Below are 13,597 nucleotides of genomic sequence, written 5' to 3' on the forward strand. Positions count from 1 at the left end.
AAAACTAATGATTTCCCCATCAGCGCGCGCCGTGCCTATCCTTTGTTCTCTGCTTATCCGGAACGGTGGAAGATGTTCGATTATTCGCTCGCGCACTGGCTTGCATTTCTGTCGGCTGCGGTTTTGCTCAACCTCTCGCCCGGCCCCGACATCGCCTTCATCCTCGGTCACACGATGAGAGGCGGAAAACGTGCCGGTTTTTCCGCGTTGTTCGGCGTCTGGTCTGGCGCCTGCCTGCACGTGCTGATGGCGGCACTCGGTCTTTCCGCCGTGCTTGCCGCTTCCGCCGCCGCCTTCTCGACGGTCAAATGGATCGGCGCCGCCTATCTCGTCTGGCTGGGCATCCAGGCGTTGCGCGCCGGCGGCGGCAATGGACTGATAAAGGCTGCCGGTGAAGAAATGCCGGTCGCAAGGATCTACCGGCAGGGAATCCTGGTGTCGCTGCTCAATCCGAAGGTGGCGATCTTCTTCCTGGCCTTCCTGCCGCAATTCGTCGTCGAAGGGGCAGGACCGGCATGGGCCCAACTCCTGCTGCATGGCGGGCTCATCATTGTCGTCGCTGCCTTCATCGAGCCGCCGCTCGTCCTTCTCGGCGGGCGCCTTGCCGATGCGCTCAGGCATAATCAGAAAGTCGGGCTATGGCTCGATCGCAGCCTCGGCGCGCTTTTCGTGGCGCTCGGCGTCCGCCTTGCGCTCAGCAGCCGTTGACGGGCGAACTCTACTCCTCGGCGACATAGCGCCGCTCATGGCGGAGCCCCATGCTGGTCAGGATCTCGTATCCGATCGTGCCTGCTGCCCGCGCCACGTCGTCGACTGGCATATTCTTGCCGAACAGCTCGACATAATCCCCGGCGCGCACGGCATTGTCAGGCAGGTCGGTGATATCGAAGATCGTCAGGTCCATGGTGATCCGGCCGGCAACCGGCACCTTGCGTCCGGCGATAAAGCCTTGCCCGCCTTGCGGCACCGCTTGGCGCAGCGGCACGCCGCCGCTCGACTGGCTGCGCATATAGCCGTCGGCATAACCGGCCGAGGCGATCGCCAGCCGGCTTTTGCGGTTGAGCTGCAGCGCCCGCCCATAGCTGACGGTCTCGCCGGCCTCGACATTTCGCACCTGGATGATGCGCGCTTCCGCGGTTGCCACCGGCCGCATCGGGTTCGTCATGCCGCAGACCGCTTCGCCGCCATAAAGCGCAATGCCGGGGCGGGTCAGGTCGAAGTGATAATCCTCGCCGAGAAAGATGCCGGCCGAGGCCGCAAGACTTGAATCGATGCCTTCATAGGCGGCGCTAACCCTGTGGAATGATTCGAGCTGCCGCCGGTTCATCGCATGGCTGGGATCGTCGCCGCAGGCGAGATGGCTCATGACAAGCACCGGCGCGAAACTCGCCGGCCGCGAAACATCGTCGACGAGCGCGATCGCATCGTCGATATGTAGTCCGAGCCGATTGAAACCGGTATCGACATGCAGCGCGCAGGGGTAGTCGCCGTAATCGGCCAGCACGGCCATCCAGAAGGCGAGTTGCTCGTCGGAAGAAATCACCGGCACCAGATCATTGTCGAAGAAGCGCCGCTCGGTGCCCGGCCAGATGCCGGAGAGCACGAAGATGCGCGCCTCCGGCGCATAGAGGCGAAGGGTGACGCCCTCGTCGACGGTCGCGACGAAGAAGTCGCGGGCGCCTGCCATATAGAGCGCTTCGCCGGCATCCTCGATGCCCATGCCATAGGCATCCGCCTTGACGACGGCCGAGGCGCGCGCTGCACCGGAGCGGCGCGCCATATCGCGCCAGTTCTCCGTAAGCGCGGTCAAGTCGACGGTCAACCGCAGGCCTGCGGAAGCGAAAAGATCGTCGTCGTCGAAGGGAATGGGAAAATCTGTCATGAATCGCCGTGAAGAAATGAAGGAAAAATCACCTCACCCAGTCTAGTGAGCATTGTGGCCAAGGGAAAGCGCGGTCGGTCACATACCATCCTTTGCCGCCTGTACGATCACTTTTGTTCAAGACGCATGGCGGCTTCGGCGCTAATCTACCCGCATGCAGAACGTATCCCAGAAAGAGGCGGCGGAGGCTATGCCGCTCGCCGACGTGGAATCGGCCCGCTTTTGGCGGGACAGCCGCTTCTGCGACATGGAGTGTCTGAGCGCCACCTTCCTCACTCATGAATATGCGCCGCATGCGCACGATACATTCAGTATCGGCGCGATTGAAAGCGGCAGCCAGATCGCCACGCTGAGCGGCAGGCGGGAGGAAACCGGCCCGGGCGACCTTTATCTTATCGATCCGGGCGTCATTCATGACGGTGCTCCCGGCGGCGAGGGCTACCGTTATCGCATGATCTATCCGGACATGAAATTATTCATCGATATTCTGGAGGATGTGACGGGCAAGGCCTTTCACGCGACGCCGTCTTTTTCCGGCGGGCTTCCACGCGATCCGCAACTCGCCAATGCTTTTCACGCCGCCCACCGCACGCTCGAAAGGGGCGCAGGTGCATTGGAGTCCGATGAAAGCATGTTCTCTGTGCTGGCGGCGATCTTTGCGCGCCACGGCAGCACAATCGTCGTGCCTGTCGATACGCAGGAGCGAAGCGCCGTCGCCCGCGCCCGCGAATACCTCATCGAGAATTTCGACAGCGACGTCGGCCTCGAGGAACTGGCCGGGGTGGCAGGGTTGAGCCGCGCTCACCTCATCCGCGCCTTCCGCAAGGAATACCACATCACGCCACATGCCTTCCTGACGGACCGGCGCGTGCAGGTGGCTCGCAGGCTGCTGCGGCAGGGGCGCATGCCCGCCGATATCGCGCTCGAATGCGGTTTTGCAGATCAGGCGCATTTCTCCCGGCACTTCAAGGCGCGCACGGGCGTAACACCCGGTCAATTCCGTACTGGCTGATCACTTTCGTTCAATACGGCTGTGTCGGGCTGGGCTACTGCTCCGCGATCTCAATCAGGAGGTTGCCATGTTGCAGCAAAGCCGGCCATCCAGCGAATTTCTTACCGGCGAATTTCTTGCCGGAATGCGCGCCATCTTTCCGCTTGTCGTCGCCGTTGCTCCGATCGGTCTGGTTTTCGGCGCGGTTTCGGCCACCAAGGGTCTTTCGGTCTTGGAAACAACGCTGATGAGCGCGCTGGTCTTTGCCGGTGGCTCGCAGTTCGTGGCAATGGATATATGGGCGCATCCGGCAAGCTGGGTCGGCGTCGGCTTTGCCACCCTGCTGGTCAACATCCGCCATGTGCTGATGAGCGCCTCCATCGGCATGAAGATGCAATCCTTCTCCACCATCAGGCGCTATGCCGCCATGTTGTTCCTTGCCGACGAACTCTGGGCCATGGCGGAGTTCCGCGCTGGCAGCACACGGCTGACGCCCGCCTGGTATGCCGGTATCGTCACGCCCTTCTACGTCACCTGGGTCGGCTCTTCGCTGGCAGGCGCGTTGCTCGGCGCCTTTCTGGGCGATCCCGCGGTCATCGGTCTCGATTTCGCCTTTCCGGCCGTGTTTGTCGTGCTGGTCATGGGCTTCTGGAAGGGACCGGAAACGGGCGCAATTCTGGCCGCGAGCGGAATTGCAGCCGTTGTCGTCCATCATTTCGTGCCGGGCGTCTGGTATATCGCAGCCGGTGCTTTGGCCGGACTGGTGATGGCTTTCTGGAAGGGTCGGGTCCAGGAGCAGGCCGCATGACGCTTGATATCAATACCCTGCTTGCCATCCTCGTGATGGCATTTGCGACGATTTTCACGCGCATCAGCGGTCTCGTCCTCATCCGTCATGTGCAGCTGGACGAGCGCTGGAAAACTGCGATTGAGGCGATCCCGCCGGCGGTCCTGATGGCGGTGATCGCTCCGACCGCCTTTGCGACCGGCTGGGCGGAGACACTGGCATGTGCCGCAACGGCACTGGCCGCCCGCCGCCTGCCGATGCTTGCCAGCATCGTCGTCGGCGTTGCAACGGTGGCCTTGTTGCGGGGCGCAGGTTTCTAGGGGAAATTGACCCGGAAAACCGTGTCAATGTTCCTCGTACTGTGTGAAGGAGGGATCGGCGAGATCGGCGAAGCGGGTGAATTCCGACTGGAAGGCGAGCTTCACCGTGCCTGTCGGCCCGTGGCGCTGCTTGGCGATGATGACGTCGGCCGTACCTTTTACCTTGTCGAACAGCGCTTCCCATTCCGGATATTTCGGATCGTGGATGTCGCGCGGCTCCGAATTTTTGACGTAGTATTCCTCGCGGAACACGAACAACACGACGTCGGCGTCCTGCTCGATCGAGCCGGATTCGCGAAGGTCGGAAAGCTGCGGGCGCTTGTCGTCCCGGCTTTCGACCTGACGCGAGAGCTGCGACAGCGCGATGATCGGAACGTTGAGCTCCTTGCCGAGCGCCTTCAGGCCGGTGGTGATCTGGGTGATTTCCTGGACGCGGTTGTCGCTGGATTTGCCCGAGCCGGTCATCAGCTGGATGTAGTCGACCACAAGCACGTCGAGGCCGCGCTGGCGCTTGAGGCGGCGGGCGCGCGCCGAAAGCTGGGCGATCGAAATACCGCCGGTCTGGTCGATATAGAGCGGCACTTTCTGCATCATCATCGAGCAGGCGACGAGCTTTTCAAAATCGGCATCGTTGATGTCGCCGCGGCGGATCTTCGAGGAGGAGACTTCCGTCTGCTCGGAGATGATACGGGTGGCGAGCTGTTCGGACGACATTTCGAGCGAATAGAAGCCGACGACGCCGCCGTTCTTCGCCTTCATGCTGCCGTCCGACTGGACTTCGCCTTCGTAGGCGGCGGCGATATTATAGGCGATATTGGTGGCAAGCGAGGTCTTGCCCATGCCGGGACGTCCGGCCAGCACGATCAAGTCCGAACGCTGCAGGCCACCCATCTTGGAATCCAGCGAATGGATGCCGGTGGAAATGCCGGAAAGCCCGCCATCGCGTTCCTTGGCGACGGCCGCCATGTCGATCGCCAGCGCAACGGCATCGTTGAAGGCCTGGAATCCGCCGTCGTACCGGCCGTTCTCCGCCAGTTCGAAGAGGCGGCGTTCGGTATCTTCGATCTGCGACTGCGGCGGCATGTCGAGCGGCGCGTCATAGGCGATGTTGACGACGTCCTCGCCGATGGTGATCAGCGCCCGGCGTAGCGCCAGGTCGTAGATAGCCCGGCCGTAATCCTCGGCATTGATGACGGTGACGGCGTTGCTGACGAGGCTCGCCAGATATTGCGAAACCGTCATGTCGCCGACCTTCTCGTCGGCCTTCAGGAAGGTCTTGATCGTCACCGGATTGGCGATCTTGCCCATGCGGATGATATCGCCGGCAACCTCGAAGATCTTCCGATGCAGCGGTTCATAGAGATGGATAGGCTTCAGGAAGTCCGACACCCGGTAATAGGCGTCGTTGTTCATCAGGATCGCGCCCAGAAGCGCCTGCTCGGCTTCGATATTGTTGGGTGCTTCGCGATAATGCTGCTCCGACGGAGCAACGGCTGCAATCTTTCGAGCGGCGTCGTTCATCATCATCCGTTCTGTCTTTTTCCAGCTCCGGATTTGCAATTCCGGACGCGAAAATCAAGAGGCTGCGAAAGGAGCGGGGGCTCTCTTCGCCTAAATCCTGAACGCTGTGCACGTTGTTCGACTTCTCCACAGTCTTGGGCGACACAAAGGAGAAATACTGGCAGTGTCACCCGCACGACACGGTCTGGCGCCGACTCAGCCCATCCGTTTCGGAGAAGGGTATTTTAGCGTGGCGCGATAAGGCGCGCAGCAAAAACATCCGGGAAATCCCCTTAAAAAAGCGACCCCGATCGGCCGCGCCTGTCGAAGGGGTGGAAAACGGTCTGTCGAAGGTGTGTAAACGAAAAAGCCCGGCGCGATGGCCGGGCTTTCCCTCTCGTGGATCGCTCCGACGAAAATTATGCTTCGTCTTCGTCGACGCCGTCGGCTTCCGGATCGAAGAAGTCTTCCGGACGCAGTGCGTCTTCGTCGACACCGTAGATCGCGTCGACCGAGGTGAGTTCTTCGCCCTTGGCCTGGCGCTCTGCCTCTTCGGCAGAACGGGCAACGTTGAGCTCGACGTGGATTTCGACTTCGGCATGCAGCTGCAGCTCGACCTTGTGCAGGCCGATCGACTTGATCGGCGTGTTGAGGTGAACCTGGTTGCGGCCGATGTTGAAGCCTTCGGCGGCGAGGATCTCGACGACGTCACGGGCGGCGACCGAACCGTAGAGCTGGCCGGTTTCGCCGGCGGAACGCACGACGATGAAGGACTTGCCGTCGAGAACGTCGGCGACCTTCTGGGCTTCCGACTTGCGCTCGAGGTTGCGGGCTTCGAGCGTCGCACGCTCGGCTTCGAAGCGGGTCTTGTTGGCGGCGTTGGCGCGCAGCGCCTTGCCGAGCGGCAGCAGGTAGTTGCGGGCAAAGCCGTCGCGAACCTTGACGGTTTCGCCCATCTGGCCGAGCTTGGAGATGCGTTCGAGAAGAATGACTTCCATTTTCTTTTTCCTTTCTTGTGTCTCAGATTTTCGTATCGGGTTGTTTGGGGGCATCAGCATCTTTCGTCGGGGTCAGCGCGATCGCCTTGCGCGTATCGCTGAGACCAAGGACGAGGATGAGGAGAGCTGGCAGCAGCATGAGCATCGAAGCCAGGTAGCTAAGGATGAGGGCCGGCATGCGCCAGTCCTTGCCGCGCGTGCGGAAATGCAGCGAGGCGAAACCGGAGAGCATGAAACCGGCGCCGAAGGTGCCGATCACGGTCGCGCCGACCAGCGCCGGAACGCCGCCGAAGAAGCAGGCGGCAAGCCCGGCCAGGAAGATGAAGATCGAGTTGCGGTTCATGCGCAGCGACGAGGGAATGTCCTCGCGCGGGCGAAGGCCGCGGCCGGAGGCTGAGACGATGCGCACCGCAAAATAATAGGCGGCAAACAGCATGGAGACCCACATGCCGCCCTGCAAAGCCGGCAGCATCAGCAGGATCAGCGATTTGGTCTGCGCGGTCGCGGCCGGATCGGGCATGAATTCCGGTTGCTGCTGTTTGAGCGAGGTGATCAGGAGGTCGACGATCGGATCGGTGATCTCAGGCCCGTAGCCGATGATCACGCCGATGACGATGACCGCAAGCGTCACCAGGCCGCAGAGATGCAGCAGGATATCGGAGAGTGGATACCAGGCAAGCAGGTGGTCGGGGCCACCGAGTTCGGAGGCGGGACGCGCGAGATTGGCGAGATGGCTCAGCCAGCCGGCCGGCAGAAGCGTCACCAGCGTCATGATCAGCGCGAAGGAAGGCGAGATCAAGATCGCGCCGAGTGCGGCAGCGGTGGTGACGGCCGAGATCGCCGCGGCGTTGCCCCATCCGAGCCCGACGATCAGAATCGGCAGCGCTGAAGCCGTGTAGAGAAGCGCGCTGAAAAACGACGGCTGCATGCTCGCGCCCAGCACCAGCAGGGCGGCGGTCAATCCGGCGAGTGCGCCGATCAGCAGCGTTCTAATGTTTAGTCGTTTCAAGGTCGCTGTCCTGCTTCATCAAGCAGTTAGAGGATGTTGCTGAATCGAATTCAGAAACGTCTCAACATGGGTTTTAAGAGTTCCGATCCGCGCCCATCGCGAAAGGGAGAAGGGAAGGCACGAATGCCTTCCCTCAACGGTATTGGTGTCGGCCGATCAGGCGACGACGTAGGGCAGCAGGCCGAGGAAACGGGCGCGCTTGATCGCCTGGGCGAGTTCGCGCTGCTTCTTCTGGGAAACCGCCGTGATGCGGGACGGAACGATCTTGCCGCGCTCGGAAATGTAGCGCTGCAGCAGGCGTACGTCCTTGTAGTCGATCCGCGGCGCGTTGGCGCCGGAGAACGGGCAGGTCTTGCGGCGGCGATGGAACGGGCGGCGGACCGGAGCGGAGGAAGTTTCAGACATATCTCGGATCTCCCTTATACACGGTCTTCGCGCGGACGGCGCGGACGGTCGTCACGGTCGCCGAAGCCACCTTCACGCGGCGGACGCGGGCCACGGTCGCGATCACCGAAGCCGCCTTCACGCGGGCCACGGCCGCCTTCACGCGGACGGTCGTCACGGTCGCGCTTCTGCATCATGGCAGACGGACCTTCTTCATGCTTCTCGACGGCGATCGTCATGTAGCGAAGAACGTCTTCGCTGATGCGCATCTGACGTTCCATTTCCTGGACGGCAGCAGCCGGTGCATCGATGTCCATCAGGGCGTAGTGCGCCTTGCGGTTCTTCTTGATGCGGTAGGTGAGGGACTTGAGGCCCCAATTCTCGATACGCCCGACTTTACCGCCGTTTGCTTCGATCACACCCTTGTACTGTTCTACGAGGGCATCGACCTGCTGAGCGGAAATATCCTGCCGGGCAAGGAATACATGTTCATAAAGAGCCATGACAGCTTTGCCTTTCTTGCGTTTGGTTCAACCCGATATTCGGCGGCTAAGCCTCAACGACTGCTCCTGATTGGGTAAACCCAGGCAAGAAAGCGTTTCCGAGACGGTCGAGAGCGGAGACACGGGAGGCTGGAACGCTTCCGTTCCGAACGATTTCCAAAAAGAAACCGGCCCTCCGTTCAGCCACCAGCCAGAAGACCGGGTTAACGAACAGGGCGGCTTATACGGATTTTTTGGGCAAAGGCAAGTGCAATCGGACCCGACGCAAACCGATGGTCGGCGTCGGGGGGCGTTACGGCAAGATGATCAAAGCGTCAGCGGATACTGGCGGTGCACCTTGGCGATCTCCGCCAGGACTTCGTGAGAGAGCGTCAGTTCGGCCGCGCCGATATCGACTTTCAGCTGCTCCATCGAGGTTGCGCCGATGATGACCGAGGCCATGAACGGCCTTGATCGGCAGAAGGCGAGCGCCATGGCCGCCGGGTCGAGGCCGAAGGTTGCGGCGATCTGTAGGTAGGCTTTGGTCGCCGGTTCCTGCAACGGCTGCAGGCGACCGCCGATATCGGGGTTGATCGAACCGCGCGAACCCTTCGGCCTGCCGCCATCTACATATTTGCCGGACAGGATGCCGCCGGCAAGCGGCGAATAGGCGAGCAGCCCGACATCCTCGTGATGCGAGAGTTCGGCGAGGTCGAGATCGAAATGACGGTAGAGCAGGTTATATTCGTTCTGGACGCTGGCAACGCGCGGCAAGCTCTTCTGTTCGGAAAGCGTCAGATATTTCTGTATGCCCCAGGTGGTTTCGTTGGAAAGGCCGATCGCGCGGATCTTGCCTTCCTGCACCAGCGCGCCGAGCGTTTCCAGGATGTCGAGCATGTTGGCGACGGCCTTGTCGCGATCCTGGTTGAAGGGATTGTAGCTCCAGTTCTGGCGGAAATGGAAATGGCCGCGGTTCGGCCAGTGGACCTGGTAGAGATCGACGTAATCGGTCTTCAGCCGCGCCAGGCTGGCCTCGAGCGCCAGTCGGATATTCTTTGCATCGGCGCCTTGGCCGCCGCGAATATAGTCGCGGCCGCGGCCTGCAACCTTGGTGGCGAGCACGATATCCCCGCGCTTGCCGGTCTTTTCGAACCAGCTGCCGATATAGTCTTCGGTCCAGCCCTGCGTTTCGGCCGAAACCGGCGTGGTCGGATAAAGCTCGGCCGTGTCGAAGAAATTGACGCCTTTTTCGACGGCGTAGTCCATCTGCGCATGCGCGTCGGCTTCGCTGTTCTGCGAACCCCAGGTCATCGTGCCAAGGCAGATCTCTGAAACGGAAATCTCGGTGCGGCCTAGTGAATTGTACTTCATGGAAAAACCTTGGAAGAGAGGTGAAAGCCTTGGGAGGGTCCGCGCAAATCTAGGCTGGATTTGGCGGAGCGCAAGAGCAAAAACCGGGCTTTTGCGCGCGTGCGAAAGGCTTTGCGCAGAAGGGGCCGCCACTTGACTCTGCCGGAAAGAATGTCAATTGGAGGCAAAACAGCCTCAAGGGGCGCAATCAGGGACATGAAAATGACCATCGCTTTCACTTTTCCCGGCCAGGGCAGTCAGGCCGTCGGCATGGGCAAGGATCTCGCCGAGAATTTTGCCGAAGCCCGCGCCGTCTTCGACGAGGTCGACGAGGCACTCGGTGAAAAGCTTTCGGACGTCATGTTCAATGGTCCCGAGGATACGTTGACCTTGACGGCGAACGCCCAGCCGGCGCTGATGGCCGTCTCGATCGCGGTCGTCCGCGTTCTTGAAGCCAAGGGGCTGGATCTGAAGTCCAAGGTCGCCTATGTCGCCGGCCACTCGCTCGGCGAATATTCGGCACTTTGCGCCGCCGGCACTTTCTCGCTCGCCGATACTGCGCGGCTTTTGCGCATCCGCGGCAATGCCATGCAGGCGGCCGTCCCCGTCGGCGTCGGCGCCATGGCCGCGATCATCGGCCTCGAACACGCCGACGTCGTTGCCGTCTGCGAGGCAGCGGCTGCCGTCGGCGCCTGCCAGATCGCCAACGACAATGGCGGCGGCCAGATCGTCATCTCTGGTGAGAAGGCCGCCGTCGAAAAGGCCGCCGGCCTTGCGACCGACAAGGGCGCCAAGCGTGCCATTCTGCTGCCGGTCTCCGCTCCCTTCCATTCGACGCTGATGGCGCCGGCCGCCGACGCCATGCGCGAAGCACTGGCAACGGTTTCGAAATCCGATCCGGTCGTGCCCCTCATTGCCAATGTGCGTGCCGCCCCCGTGACCGGCGCCGACGAGATCGCCGGCCTCCTGGTCGAGCAGGTCACCGGCCAGGTCCGCTGGCGCGAGACGGTGGAATGGTTCGCCGGAAATGGCGTCACGACGCTTTATGAACTCGGTTCCGGCAAGGTGCTGACCGGCCTTGCCCGTCGCATCGACAAAACGATCAACGGCATCTCCGTCAACGGTCCGGCGGATATCGACGCGGCCGTCGCCGCCCTCATGGCCTGATTGGTATCTCCAGATATAAGGAACGTTTCCATGTTCGATCTTTCCGGCCGCAAGGCTCTCGTCACCGGCGCATCGGGTGGTATCGGCGAGGAAATCGCCCGCCTTCTTCATAAGCAGGGCGCTATCGTCGGCCTCCACGGCACCCGCGTCGAGAAGCTGGAAGCGCTGGCCGCCGAACTCGGCGAGCGCGTCAAGATCTTCCCGGCCAACCTCTCCGACCGCGATGAGGTCAAGGCGCTCGGCCAGAAGGCCGAGGCCGACCTCGAAGGCGTCGACATTCTCGTCAACAATGCCGGCATCACCCGCGACGGCTTGTTCGTGCGCATGAGCGACGAGGACTGGGACAGCGTGCTCGAAGTCAACCTGACGTCGACCTTCCGCCTGACGCGCGAATTGACGCATCCGATGATGCGTCGCCGCTATGGCCGCATCATCAACATCACATCGGTCGTCGGCGTCACCGGCAATCCGGGCCAGGCCAATTACTGCGCCTCCAAGGCTGGCATGATCGGCTTCACCAAGTCGCTGGCGCAGGAAATTGCCACCCGCAACGTGACGGTCAACTGCGTGGCGCCCGGTTTTATCGAGAGCGCCATGACCGGCAAGCTGAACGACAAGCAGAAGGAAGCGATCATGGGAGCGATCCCGATGAAGCGCATGGGTACGGGCGGCGAGGTCGCTTCGGCGGTCGCTTATCTTGCCTCCTCCGAGGCTGCTTACATGACGGGCCAGACGCTGCACGTAAACGGCGGCATGGCGATGATCTGAAACGACAAACTGTTGGCATGGGTATAATTCCGCCAATAGCATGTTGAGCAATCACGAACCGTTGATTTTCTGGCTTTGCGGCAGACATAAAGCATGTTAAGCGGGCCATGACTGTGAACAGTCGTCCCGAGAAAGCAGACGGACCGGCGGGCTTTTTGCAAGCCTGGGACATCTCTGAAGCCGGGTAAACGAGTTTGCCGAGGATGTCTGAAAACATCGCAGGCTGAAACAGGGTAAGGGTGCCGCAATGGCATTCCGATCAGGACATAAGGTCGAGGAAACCGACATGAGCGATATCGCAGAACGCGTAAAGAAAATTGTTATTGATCATCTTGGCGTCGATGCCGACAAGGTCGTCGAGAGCGCCAGCTTTATCGACGATCTGGGCGCTGACTCGCTCGACACGGTCGAACTTGTCATGGCTTTCGAAGAAGAATTCGGCGTTGAAATTCCTGACGACGCTGCCGACTCGATCCTGACGGTCGGCGATGCCGTGAAGTTTATTGAGAAGGCCCAGGCCTGATCCTGTGCATTTGAGAAAGGGCGGGCCTGGAGTCCGCCCTTTTCTTTTCGGCATATTTCTCCATAGAACATAAGAGACGGGGGGAAGCACGCGATGAGACGTGTCGTCATCACCGGTACCGGCATGGTATCACCCTTGGGATGCGGAACAGAGGTGACGTGGTCCCGGCTGCTTGCCGGCCAGAACGGCGCCCGCCTCGTCACCGAATTCGAAGTCGACGACCTTCCCGCCAAGATCGCTTGCCGTATCCCTGTCGGTGACGGCACCGACGGCACCTTCAATGTCGATCAGTGGATGGAGCCGAAGGAACAGCGCAAGGTCGATCCCTTCATCATCTTCGGCATGGCCGCCGCCGACATGGCGCTTGCCGATGCCGGCTGGCACCCCGAAACCGATGAGGACCAGATCGCCACCGGCGTGCTGATCGGCTCCGGCATCGGCGGCATCGAAGGCATCGTCGAGGCGGGTTACACCCTGCGCGACAAGGGCCCGCGCCGCATTTCTCCCTTCTTCATTCCCGGCCGCCTGATCAACCTCGTCTCCGGCCAGGTCTCGATCCGCCACAAGCTGCGCGGCCCCAATCATTCGGTCGTCACCGCCTGCTCGACGGGCGCGCATGCGATCGGCGATGCCGCGCGGCTGATCGCGTTGGGTGATGCCGACGTCATGGTCGCCGGCGGCACGGAATCCCCGGTCAGCCGCATTTCGCTCGCCGGCTTTGCCGCCTGCAAGGCGCTGTCGACCCAGCACAATGACGACCCGCAAAAGGCTTCGCGCCCCTATGACCGCGACCGCGACGGCTTCGTCATGGGCGAGGGCGCCGGTATCGTCGTGCTCGAGGAACTGGAACACGCCAAGGCGCGCGGCGCCAGGATCTACGCCGAAGTCGTCGGCTACGGCCTGTCGGGCGATGCCTATCACATCACCGCGCCGTCCGAGGACGGCGAGGGCGCCGGCCGTTGCATGGCGATGGCGCTGAAGAGGGCCGGGCTGACGCCGGCCGATATCGATTACATCAACGCCCACGGTACTTCCACCATGGCCGATACGATCGAACTCGGCGCCGTCGAACGGCTGGTCGGCAATGCGGCGTCGAAGATCTCGATGTCCTCGACCAAGTCGGCGACAGGGCACCTTCTCGGTGCTGCCGGCGCTATCGAGGCGATCTTCACCACGCTCGCCATCCGCGACAATATCGCGCCGCCGACGCTCAATCTCGACAATCCCGAACGTGAGACGGCGATCGATCTTGTGCCGCACAAGGCGCGCGAGCGAGAAATCAATGTGGCGCTGTCCAATTCGTTCGGATTCGGCGGCACGAACGCGTCGCTCGTGCTGCGCCGCTACGCACAATAAGGGCCTCTACGCGGCGTAACGGGTGTCCCTTGCGCCGCAGGGCGGCCGTTCCCTACGTTGCGTAGCGGGACGTGCGGGAG

Annotated in this window: 15 protein-coding genes; 8 read left to right on the top strand and 7 right to left on the bottom strand. The window is 61.7% G+C overall.

Annotation, left to right across the window (positions count from 1 at the left end):
- Positions 1–72: 72 nt before the first annotated feature.
- Positions 73–708, top strand: a complete 636-nt coding sequence (locus tag FHT75_RS21735) for a LysE family translocator (RefSeq protein ID WP_018447409.1) — start codon at positions 73–75, stop codon at positions 706–708.
- A 10-nt stretch (positions 709–718) separates the two neighbouring features.
- Here the strand turns inward: FHT75_RS21735 and alr are convergent, their stop codons facing one another.
- Complete coding sequence (alr, locus tag FHT75_RS21740; protein ID WP_047616309.1) at positions 719–1,882, bottom strand: alanine racemase; 1,164 nt, start codon at positions 1,880–1,882, stop codon at positions 719–721.
- Positions 1,883–2,072: 190 nt separating this feature from the next.
- Between alr and FHT75_RS21745 the strand changes: the two genes are divergently transcribed.
- The 3 genes from FHT75_RS21745 (at position 2,073) to FHT75_RS21755 (ending at position 3,980) form a co-directional block, all read left to right on the top strand.
- On the top strand, positions 2,073–2,894 hold the full coding sequence (locus FHT75_RS21745) for an AraC family transcriptional regulator (RefSeq protein WP_063474255.1): 822 nt from the start codon (positions 2,073–2,075) through the stop codon (positions 2,892–2,894).
- Positions 2,895–2,961: 67 nt separating this feature from the next.
- Positions 2,962–3,681, top strand: coding sequence for an AzlC family ABC transporter permease (locus tag FHT75_RS21750; RefSeq protein ID WP_063474256.1), 720 nt, complete (start codon positions 2,962–2,964; stop codon positions 3,679–3,681).
- A complete protein-coding gene (locus FHT75_RS21755) occupies positions 3,678–3,980 on the top strand; it encodes an AzlD family protein (protein WP_063474257.1) in 303 nt (100 codons plus the stop codon). Before FHT75_RS21750 ends, FHT75_RS21755 begins: the two co-directional genes overlap by 4 nt.
- A gap of 24 nt (positions 3,981–4,004) precedes the next feature.
- Here FHT75_RS21755 and FHT75_RS21760 read toward each other — a convergent pair whose 3' ends face one another.
- The 6 genes from FHT75_RS21760 to FHT75_RS21785 all read right to left on the bottom strand — a co-directional run bounded on the left by FHT75_RS21760 (position 4,005) and on the right by FHT75_RS21785 (position 9,724).
- On the bottom strand, positions 4,005–5,501 hold the full coding sequence (locus FHT75_RS21760) for a replicative DNA helicase (RefSeq protein ID WP_025393962.1): 1,497 nt from the start codon (positions 5,499–5,501) through the stop codon (positions 4,005–4,007).
- A gap of 398 nt (positions 5,502–5,899) precedes the next feature.
- Positions 5,900–6,478, bottom strand: a complete 579-nt coding sequence (rplI, locus tag FHT75_RS21765; RefSeq protein ID WP_028756952.1) for a 50S ribosomal protein L9 — start codon at positions 6,476–6,478, stop codon at positions 5,900–5,902.
- A 22-nt stretch (positions 6,479–6,500) separates the two neighbouring features.
- Positions 6,501–7,487, bottom strand: a complete 987-nt coding sequence (locus tag FHT75_RS21770; protein WP_047616315.1) for a DUF2232 domain-containing protein — start codon at positions 7,485–7,487, stop codon at positions 6,501–6,503.
- Positions 7,488–7,643: 156 nt separating this feature from the next.
- Entirely contained in the window at positions 7,644–7,892 is a 249-nt protein-coding gene (gene rpsR, locus FHT75_RS21775; protein ID WP_003547038.1) for a 30S ribosomal protein S18, read from the bottom strand.
- 14 nt (positions 7,893–7,906) lie between these two features.
- On the bottom strand, positions 7,907–8,374 hold the full coding sequence (rpsF, locus tag FHT75_RS21780; protein ID WP_003547040.1) for a 30S ribosomal protein S6: 468 nt from the start codon (positions 8,372–8,374) through the stop codon (positions 7,907–7,909).
- 306 nt (positions 8,375–8,680) lie between these two features.
- A complete protein-coding gene (locus FHT75_RS21785; protein WP_028756969.1) occupies positions 8,681–9,724 on the bottom strand; it encodes an aldo/keto reductase in 1,044 nt (347 codons plus the stop codon).
- Positions 9,725–9,925: 201 nt separating this feature from the next.
- On the opposite strand from FHT75_RS21785, the gene fabD reads away from it, so the two are divergent.
- The 4 genes from fabD to fabF all read left to right on the top strand — a co-directional run bounded on the left by fabD (position 9,926) and on the right by fabF (position 13,517).
- On the top strand, positions 9,926–10,870 hold the full coding sequence (gene fabD / locus FHT75_RS21790; RefSeq protein ID WP_097595056.1) for an ACP S-malonyltransferase: 945 nt from the start codon (positions 9,926–9,928) through the stop codon (positions 10,868–10,870).
- A gap of 30 nt (positions 10,871–10,900) precedes the next feature.
- Entirely contained in the window at positions 10,901–11,638 is a 738-nt protein-coding gene (fabG, locus tag FHT75_RS21795; RefSeq protein WP_028756972.1) for a 3-oxoacyl-[acyl-carrier-protein] reductase, read from the top strand.
- 286 nt (positions 11,639–11,924) lie between these two features.
- Positions 11,925–12,161 (top strand): acyl carrier protein, encoded by a 237-nt coding sequence (locus FHT75_RS21800; protein WP_003547058.1) that lies wholly within the window; start codon positions 11,925–11,927, stop codon positions 12,159–12,161.
- Positions 12,162–12,254: 93 nt separating this feature from the next.
- A complete protein-coding gene (gene fabF, locus FHT75_RS21805; RefSeq protein WP_028756973.1) occupies positions 12,255–13,517 on the top strand; it encodes a beta-ketoacyl-ACP synthase II in 1,263 nt (420 codons plus the stop codon).
- The last annotated feature ends 80 nt before the right edge of the window (positions 13,518–13,597 follow it).

It is taken from the genome of Rhizobium sp. BK112 (assembly GCF_014193215.1).
Taxonomy (GTDB): Bacteria; Pseudomonadota; Alphaproteobacteria; order Rhizobiales; family Rhizobiaceae; genus Rhizobium; species Rhizobium anhuiense.

Bases quoted from the DNA above. Each gene is read 5' to 3' on its own strand.
- FHT75_RS21750 (WP_063474256.1), top strand. From the start codon at position 2,962: ATGTTGCAGCAAAGCCGGCCATCCAGCGAATTTCTTACCGGCGAATTT.
- FHT75_RS21755 (WP_063474257.1), top strand. From the start codon at position 3,678: ATGACGCTTGATATCAATACCCTGCTTGCCATCCTCGTGATGGCATTT.
- FHT75_RS21800 (WP_003547058.1), top strand. From the start codon at position 11,925: ATGAGCGATATCGCAGAACGCGTAAAGAAAATTGTTATTGATCATCTT.
- fabF (WP_028756973.1), top strand. From the start codon at position 12,255: ATGAGACGTGTCGTCATCACCGGTACCGGCATGGTATCACCCTTGGGA.
- FHT75_RS21735 (WP_018447409.1), top strand. From the start codon at position 73: ATGTTCGATTATTCGCTCGCGCACTGGCTTGCATTTCTGTCGGCTGCG.
- fabD (WP_097595056.1), top strand. From the start codon at position 9,926: ATGACCATCGCTTTCACTTTTCCCGGCCAGGGCAGTCAGGCCGTCGGC.
- FHT75_RS21745 (WP_063474255.1), top strand. From the start codon at position 2,073: ATGCCGCTCGCCGACGTGGAATCGGCCCGCTTTTGGCGGGACAGCCGC.
- alr (WP_047616309.1), bottom strand. From the start codon at position 1,882: ATGACAGATTTTCCCATTCCCTTCGACGACGACGATCTTTTCGCTTCC.
- FHT75_RS21785 (WP_028756969.1), bottom strand. From the start codon at position 9,724: ATGAAGTACAATTCACTAGGCCGCACCGAGATTTCCGTTTCAGAGATC.
- rpsR (WP_003547038.1), bottom strand. From the start codon at position 7,892: ATGTCTGAAACTTCCTCCGCTCCGGTCCGCCGCCCGTTCCATCGCCGC.
- fabG (WP_028756972.1), top strand. From the start codon at position 10,901: ATGTTCGATCTTTCCGGCCGCAAGGCTCTCGTCACCGGCGCATCGGGT.
- rplI (WP_028756952.1), bottom strand. From the start codon at position 6,478: ATGGAAGTCATTCTTCTCGAACGCATCTCCAAGCTCGGCCAGATGGGC.
- FHT75_RS21760 (WP_025393962.1), bottom strand. From the start codon at position 5,501: ATGAACGACGCCGCTCGAAAGATTGCAGCCGTTGCTCCGTCGGAGCAG.
- rpsF (WP_003547040.1), bottom strand. From the start codon at position 8,374: ATGGCTCTTTATGAACATGTATTCCTTGCCCGGCAGGATATTTCCGCT.